The organism is Rhodopseudomonas sp., assembly GCF_048594845.1.
In the GTDB taxonomy this organism is placed as follows: Bacteria; Pseudomonadota; Alphaproteobacteria; order Rhizobiales; family Xanthobacteraceae; genus Rhodopseudomonas.
This window is the reverse complement of record NZ_JBMDXE010000102.1, coordinates 1-6,679: the sequence shown is the minus strand read 5'-3', so window position 1 is coordinate 6,679 and position 6,679 is coordinate 1. Positions and strand designations below refer to the sequence as shown.

At 61.7% G+C, this 6,679-nt stretch carries 6 protein-coding genes; 4 read left to right on the top strand and 2 right to left on the bottom strand.

Annotated features, from left to right (window positions below; translation table 11 throughout):
• Positions 1–709, bottom strand: a 709-nt coding sequence (locus ACOJTD_RS05835; RefSeq protein WP_420131986.1) for a radical SAM protein, incomplete at its 3' end; no start/stop codon positions are given.
• A gap of 1,441 nt (positions 710–2,150) precedes the next feature.
• Entirely contained in the window at positions 2,151–3,143 is a 993-nt protein-coding gene (locus ACOJTD_RS05830; RefSeq protein ID WP_420131985.1) for an extradiol ring-cleavage dioxygenase, read from the bottom strand.
• Between the two features lie 240 nt (positions 3,144–3,383).
• Between ACOJTD_RS05830 and ACOJTD_RS05825 the strand changes: the two genes are divergently transcribed.
• The 4 genes from ACOJTD_RS05825 to ACOJTD_RS05810 all read left to right on the top strand — a co-directional run.
• Positions 3,384–3,776: a RidA family protein gene (locus tag ACOJTD_RS05825; RefSeq protein ID WP_420131984.1), complete on the top strand. Its 393-nt coding sequence runs from the start codon at positions 3,384–3,386 to the stop codon at positions 3,774–3,776.
• A 78-nt stretch (positions 3,777–3,854) separates the two neighbouring features.
• Positions 3,855–5,060, top strand: coding sequence for an ABC transporter substrate-binding protein (locus ACOJTD_RS05820; RefSeq protein WP_420131983.1), 1,206 nt, complete (start codon positions 3,855–3,857; stop codon positions 5,058–5,060).
• 40 nt (positions 5,061–5,100) lie between these two features.
• Positions 5,101–6,135, top strand: a complete 1,035-nt coding sequence (locus ACOJTD_RS05815) for an amidohydrolase family protein (RefSeq protein WP_420131982.1) — start codon at positions 5,101–5,103, stop codon at positions 6,133–6,135.
• Positions 6,132–6,679, top strand: a 548-nt coding sequence (locus tag ACOJTD_RS05810; protein ID WP_420131981.1) for an RraA family protein, incomplete at its 3' end; no start/stop codon positions are given. The genes ACOJTD_RS05815 and ACOJTD_RS05810, both read left to right, overlap by 4 nt.

The window sequence follows — 6,679 nt, the reverse complement described above, 5'->3', positions numbered from 1 at the left end:
CGAGCGGCGCTGCGATCGTGGCAGTGCCGTTGAAGTCCTCCCGCCCGGTGTGCTGCTGGATCGCCTCTGCGACGTCGAGATAGTATTCGAGTTCGCGGCGCTCCGGGATAACGCCGCCGCTAACCGTCAGATGGTCGATCTCGCCGCCATTGAAAGCATGGGCCGCGGTCTCGCCGATCTGCCGGGCATTCTTCCAGAACACGCCGCCCTTCTCGCCGTAGACATCCTTGGTGTAGTTGATGTTGCAGAACAGGCAGTCCTCGCCCTTCTCCTTGTAGGAGCACTCGTTACTGTAGACGACGAACAGATGCCGATCGGCGTAGTGCGCGCCGATCTGCGACATGTCGATGCCGTCAGTGGTCTTGGCACCGTAGAACGCCGGACGGTCGCGGAATTTTACCTCGGCGATCACCTCGCCGTGGTCGATCAGCACGGTACGGTCGCCGAGCAGATCGATGCGATACGCCGACCTCGGATTCCAGCGGAACGGCACGCTCAGCCCGAGCGGCAGGTAGAAATGCGACGGCAGCTCGACCTCGTGAGTCTCGAAATCCATCTCGAACAGGCAATGCACCTGCTCCTGCGCCTTGACGCCAGGCCGCAGAAAGTCGAGTGCTTCGCTGCTGATGGCGATGCCGTTGATGCCCAGTTCGGCCTTGAGCGCCAGCTCGCGCCAAAGCCCGTCCTTCAATTCACTCACCGTCGGCATGTGCCCTGATCCGTCACTGCGAGGGATGATTTCAACCCAATTAGCGGATCATCATCGAACCGGTTCCCACCGACAATTCTGAAGATGGGTGTTTTTAGAGACGGTTCCCGCATCCGATGGCTCACGAAACAGAACATTTCAGTCGTAGTGGTAATCAATTATTCGATCGCTTCGACGGCCGGCCCGCGTAGTTGAATCGGCACGGCTGTGGTCACGGCACAGTGAGACGTCTCGGCGCGCAGAACGTCCATCCTCCTGTGACAGGAATGAAAGGAATTTGCCTCCCTGCCCGCCACGTCCGCAGCAGCCAAATTGCAATTTTCCGGATGGCTCGACAGCCCGCGTTCGCCTGACAGTCATCTTGCGACTGACATCCAGCCTGATGGAATGGACAAGGGCAATACAGCGCCGCGACTTTCTCAAACTAACAGCAGGCGCAGCAATGCTTCCTGCTTCGTCGAGGCGTGCCTTAGCGCAGCCGCTCACCGAGATCCGTATCGGTTTGAGAAGAACGGCGTGCTGGTGATCGCGCGGCAAACGCCGCGCGCTAGAGGATCATTTCGCCTCGCCGAACTTCGGCATCAAATGGTTCGACTTCTCATCGGTCCCACATCGAGGGTCAGCTCGCCCTGCAGACGCACGTTCACTGGCAGCCCGATTCCCTGCTAGTCTGGGACAACTGGGCCAGCCAGCATCACGTTGTGTGGGACTACTATCAGGAAGAGCGCTGGGGCGACCCGTCTCCGTCGTTACCGGCGAAGCGTCGCAGGCGAGGCTGCAGTTTGCTGCCGCGGCCGAACCGATTTGGACGGAACGCGACTTGGTAGGGGTCAAGTCCGCTTCTGGCCCGATCCTAAAGATCGGGTGTCGGCGTGTTAGTCCGGATACGCCGCTACACCGGACGTCCGATGGCAGCGCCCCTAATTACTTCAGCAATTCCTTCGACAAATCAGACGTCACTCGAAATCCGCTTCGGGAGATCGGACATAGCGACGTGGCGCCAGGCGAGTGTTCGCGACGAGACCAGCGAGCCGACGACCGGCAGAGAGGCTCAGTCGCCCCGCAGTTCGACCAGCACACTTTGCCGCTCTGAGACTCTCATCGTCGTTCCGACGCTTCCTGCGTCCGCTTCCAGATTGAAGCTGTCATTTATTCGCTTGTGCTGGAAAGCTTATCGGCGCTGCTGACCCAAAGCAGACAAAGGTGATGATGTATCGGTCAATGACCAATGATCTAACGAAGACTGGCTCCGTCCAAGCACGCGGCTGGCCCACTCTTACTGCCGTGCGCACACGTCACAGAAATTGCTTGCAGCCGTTTTAAGGCAAGAAGTAATTCTCGAGCCGAAAGAGGTTGCAACCAAAGAGAAAGCGGAAATTCCGGTTCATTGATTTGTATGTGTAATTCAAAACGCGTTGATCTCCGTGACGTCGCGCCCCTTTCACCGCCACATCGCGAAGCCCATGCCAGTGCCGGTGCCGGCTGGGGTGCGGCGGCCCGGGTAATACTCCGACCAGTCGTTGGTCAGCCCTTCGGCCATGCCGGCCAGCATCACCCAGTTGAGAATCTCCGACGAGCCCGAGTTCAGCTGGTTGCGTGACAGGCCGGTGAGCACGCTGGTGTCCTTGCTCTTCAGCGCATTCAACACCCTGCGGTCCAGTTCCTCATCGACCACGAAATGGCTGAGGCCGCCGCTGGCAGCGACCGCGACGCGTAGATCCCGGGGAGATTTGTCGATTAGACGCGCGAGCTTGCGTCCGACGTCGTAGCAACGCCGTGCCGTCGGCGAGTTGGGCGGATAGTAGGTGTTGAGCAGGACCGGCACCGCCGGGATCGGTTTGCCCTTGAACAGCCGCTCGATAATGAAGCCGTAAGCGTGACCAAACCCCGCCTTAAGGGGATCATCGACCTTGGCGGCTGCGCCGACGTCGACCTGATCATCGACCAGTCCCTGAATCAATTCGAGAGCGAACTCGGGCTGTCCCGGAAAGGAGTGGACGGCGTCCATCGCATAGCCCTTGCTGACGGCGCTGACCCAGCCCGGCGTCTGCGGCGTCAAATGACGTTCGTGCGTCAGAATCTCCGCACCGTAGAAGATGGACATCGCCGGCATGTTGGAGAGCGAGAACAGCTCGGCCTGATCGTCGCCGATGATGATCACGACATCCGGCGCGGCTTGCTCTAGCCCATCGGCGATGGTGTCGAGCGCGCGTTGCGCGTGAGCTTCCATCTTCAGGAAATTTTCCTCGGTCGCATCGGCCGCGTAGGGCTCGCCATTTTCAGCGGCAAGCTGGTCGTAGCTGACGAAGCGGCCGTCCGAGAGGTTCAGCGACTTGCTTCTGCGATCGTCGGCGGCGCGTTCGCTCCAGCGCTTGCCCTCGAGCGTCAGCATCGGCGTGTGAGATGTCGCGAGCCCGAATACCAGCTTGGCCATGGTGTCCTCCGTCACAAGCATTTTTGTTATTTATACCACATGGACAGTTTTATATCGGATGTCAATCCACAACGTCCTGCACGCGCAACCCGCCTCGACAAAACATACCATCTGGACAAAATAGATTCGATTGTGTAGTTGATGGTCGCTAAGGAAAACGAGACGAGGACGGGTCGCGTACTGGCGGAAACGCATGGTCGCCGATTGCTCATCCGCGTCCGCAACTCACGGGAGGGCGCGATGGCGAAGCGGCGCAGCATCGAGGTCGACGGTTTCAAGCATGGCGCGCAGCCGATCCCGGCGGCGTCGCGGATTGGAAACATCATCATGACCGGCGGCGTACATGGCCTCGATCCGCAATCCGGCAAACTCCCCGATGACGTCGACAGCCAGGCGGCGCTGATGTTTGCGAACCTGGCGCGAATTCTGGACGCCGCCGGCGCAACGCTCGATGACGTCGTCAAGATGACCGTTTGGGTGAAGGTCCCGGAGGCGCGCGCCGCGGTCAATCGCGAGTGGCTGGCCGCCTTTCCAGATCCGCAATCCCGGCCGGCCCGCCACACGCTTCAGAATGATCATCTTGCAGCGAACATGCTGGTGCAGTGCGACGCCTTCGCGGTGATCGACGCCTAGCGGCGCAGCCGGCTGATCGGACGCAGAGACTGAAACGAATCGGCCAGCAAAGAGCCGATCGAACAGGGAGGACTATCGATGCGCCTTACTGCGGCGGGACTGGTATTCACCGTAATAGCAACGTTGCCGACCTTGGCTTCGGCGCAGAAAAACTACGACGAAGGCGCCTCGGATGGCGAGATCAAGCTCGGCCAGACCATGCCCTACTCCGGCCCTGTCTCGGCGGCCGGCGCATCGGGCACCGCGTCGACGGCGTATTTCGACGCACTCAACAAAGCCGGCGGCATCAACGGCCGCAAGGTCAAGCTGCTAACCCTGGACGATGCCTACAGCCCTCCCAAGACGGTGGAGGTGACGCGCAAGCTAGTGGAGAGCGACGGCGTGTTCCTGATTTACGGCTCCGTCGGCACGCCGACCAATGCGGCGATCCAGCGCTACATGAACAGCAAAAAAGTGCCGCAGCTGTTTCTCGCCACCGGCGCGAGCCGCTTCAAGGACCCGAAGACGTCGCCATGGACGCTCGGCCTGCTGCCCGGCTACGACACCGAAGCGCGCGCCCTCGCCCGCTACGTCCTCAAAACCGTTCCGGAGCCAAAGATCGCGATGCTGGTGCAGAACGACGATCTCGGCAAGGACTTTGCCGCGGGCTTCAAGGCCGGCCTCGGCGACAAGGCGCAATCGCTGATCGTCAGCCAGCAGAGCTTCGAAGTCAGCGATCCAACGATCAGCAGCCAGGTCGTCACCGCGAAAGCGTCGGGCGCCAACGTGTTCTTCTTCGCCGGCACGCAGAAGTTCGGCGCGATGCAGATCCGCACCCGGCACGAGCTCGGCTGGAAGCCGCTGCATGTGATCTGCAGCACGTCGTCGGGCGTGGAGGCCGTGCTGAAGCCGGCCGGATTCGAGGCTGCCGAGGGTGTGGTGTCGACCGCCTACGTCAAGGATCCCACCAATCCGGCCGTGCAGAACGACGAGGACGTCAAGCAGTATCTCGATTGGCTCAAGACGAACTTGCCGCAACGCGACGCCCGCGAGGGCGGATTGATCGTCGGCTACATCGCCTCGTATCTGACCGCCCAGGTCCTGAAGGAAGCCGGCGACGACCTCACCCGTGCGAACGTAATGAAGATCGCCACCAACCTGAAGAACGTTCGCGCGCCGATGCTGTTGCCTGGCATTGCGTTCAACACGTCGCCGACGAACTACGCGATGATCGACCAGTTTCAGATCCAGCAATTCCGCAACGGCGCGTGGACGAATGTCGGCGATGTCATCAGCGGCGAATAACGCGCTGTCGAACGGTAATGCGACAATGGAAAGGGACACGATGATCATCGACTGTCACGGCCACTACACCACCGCCCCGAAGCAACACGAGTTGTGGCGGCAACAACAAGTTGAGGCGGCGGCGGAGGGCCGCACCGCCCCGCCGCGGCCTTCGATCACTGACCACGAAATTCGCGACAGCATCGTGAATGGTCAGCTTAAGGCGCAGCGCGAGCGTGGCACCGACGCGACGATCTTTTCGCCGCGTGCCGCCGGCATGGGACACCATCTCGGCGAGGCCTCGACCAGCGAGGCCTGGGCGGACGCCTGCAACACACTGATCTATCGCGTACAGACGCTGTTTCCCGGCAAGTTCATCGGCGTCTGCATGCTGCCGCAGTCGCCGGGCGTGTCGCCGGCCAATTGCATCCCCGAGCTTGAGCGTTGCGTCCGCGACTACGGCTTCGTCGGCTGCAACCTCAATCCCGATCCGTCGGGCGGCTACTGGACCGATCCGCCGCTGTCGGATCGCTACTGGTATCCGATCTACGAGAAGCTGGTCGAACTGGACGTGCCGGCGATGATTCATGTCAGCCTGGCGTGCAATCCGGCGTTTCACACCACTGGCTCGCACTATCTCAACGGCGACACCACGGCATTCATGCAGCTGATGCTGTCGGACGTGTTCAAGGATTTTCCGACGCTGAAGATGATCATTCCGCACGGCGGCGGCGCTGTGCCGTTCCACTGGGGCCGTTTCCGCGGGCTCGCGCTGGCGCAGCGCCTGCCGGAATTGAAGGACGGCATCATGCGCAACATCTTCTTCGATACCTGCGTCTATCATCTGCCCGGCCAGGAACTGTTGGCCAAGGTGATCCCGGTGGACAACATCCTGTTCGCGTCCGAGATGATCGGCGCCGTACCCGGCATCGATCCCGCGACCGGACATCACTTCGACGACACCAAGCGCTATGTCGATCAACTGGACCTGTCGGACGCCGATCGCGCCAAGATCTACGAAGGCAACGCCCGCCGCGTCTTCAGCCGGCTGTCGGCACATCTCGACGCGCCGCAACCAGCGGGAGCAGGCCATTGATCGGATTCAGCGTTCGGCAGATCCAGCATCGGGTCGCGCCCGATATCGTCGCCAAATATCGCGGCGTGCCCACAGCCACGATCAGCGACTGCATGTCGCGCATGACCGCGGCGGGCGCGCGAATCCGGCCGATGCACGACGGCGGGCATCTGGTCGGGCCGGCCTTCACGGTCAAGACCAGGCCCGGCGACAATCTTCTGATCCACAAGGCGCTCGACATGGCGCTGCCCGGCGACGTGATCGTGGTCGACGCCGGCGGCGATCTCACCAATTCGCTCGTCGGCGAGATCATGTCGTCCTACGCGCGGATGCGCGGCATCGCCGGCCTCGTCGTCAACGGCGCGATCCGCGATTCCGATTCCATCCGGAAATCGAGCTTTCCGGTGTTCGCCGCGGGCGTCAGCCATCGCGGGGCGCTGCGCAGCGGCCCGGGCGCGATCGGCCGTCCGCTCGCGCTCGACGGCCTGGTGTTAGATCCCGGGGACCTGATCGTAGGTGACGGCGCTGGAGTGGTTTCGGTGCCGCGGGAGCTTGCCGACGGCTT

What these genes read in the sequence shown, in the direction of transcription:
- ACOJTD_RS05830 (WP_420131985.1), bottom strand. Translation starts at nt 3,143, where the DNA reads ATGGCCAAGCTGGTATTCGGGCTCGCGACATCTCACACGCCGATGCTG.
- ACOJTD_RS05820 (WP_420131983.1), top strand. Translation starts at nt 3,855, where the DNA reads ATGCGCCTTACTGCGGCGGGACTGGTATTCACCGTAATAGCAACGTTG.
- ACOJTD_RS05815 (WP_420131982.1), top strand. Translation starts at nt 5,101, where the DNA reads ATGATCATCGACTGTCACGGCCACTACACCACCGCCCCGAAGCAACAC.
- ACOJTD_RS05825 (WP_420131984.1), top strand. Translation starts at nt 3,384, where the DNA reads ATGGCGAAGCGGCGCAGCATCGAGGTCGACGGTTTCAAGCATGGCGCG.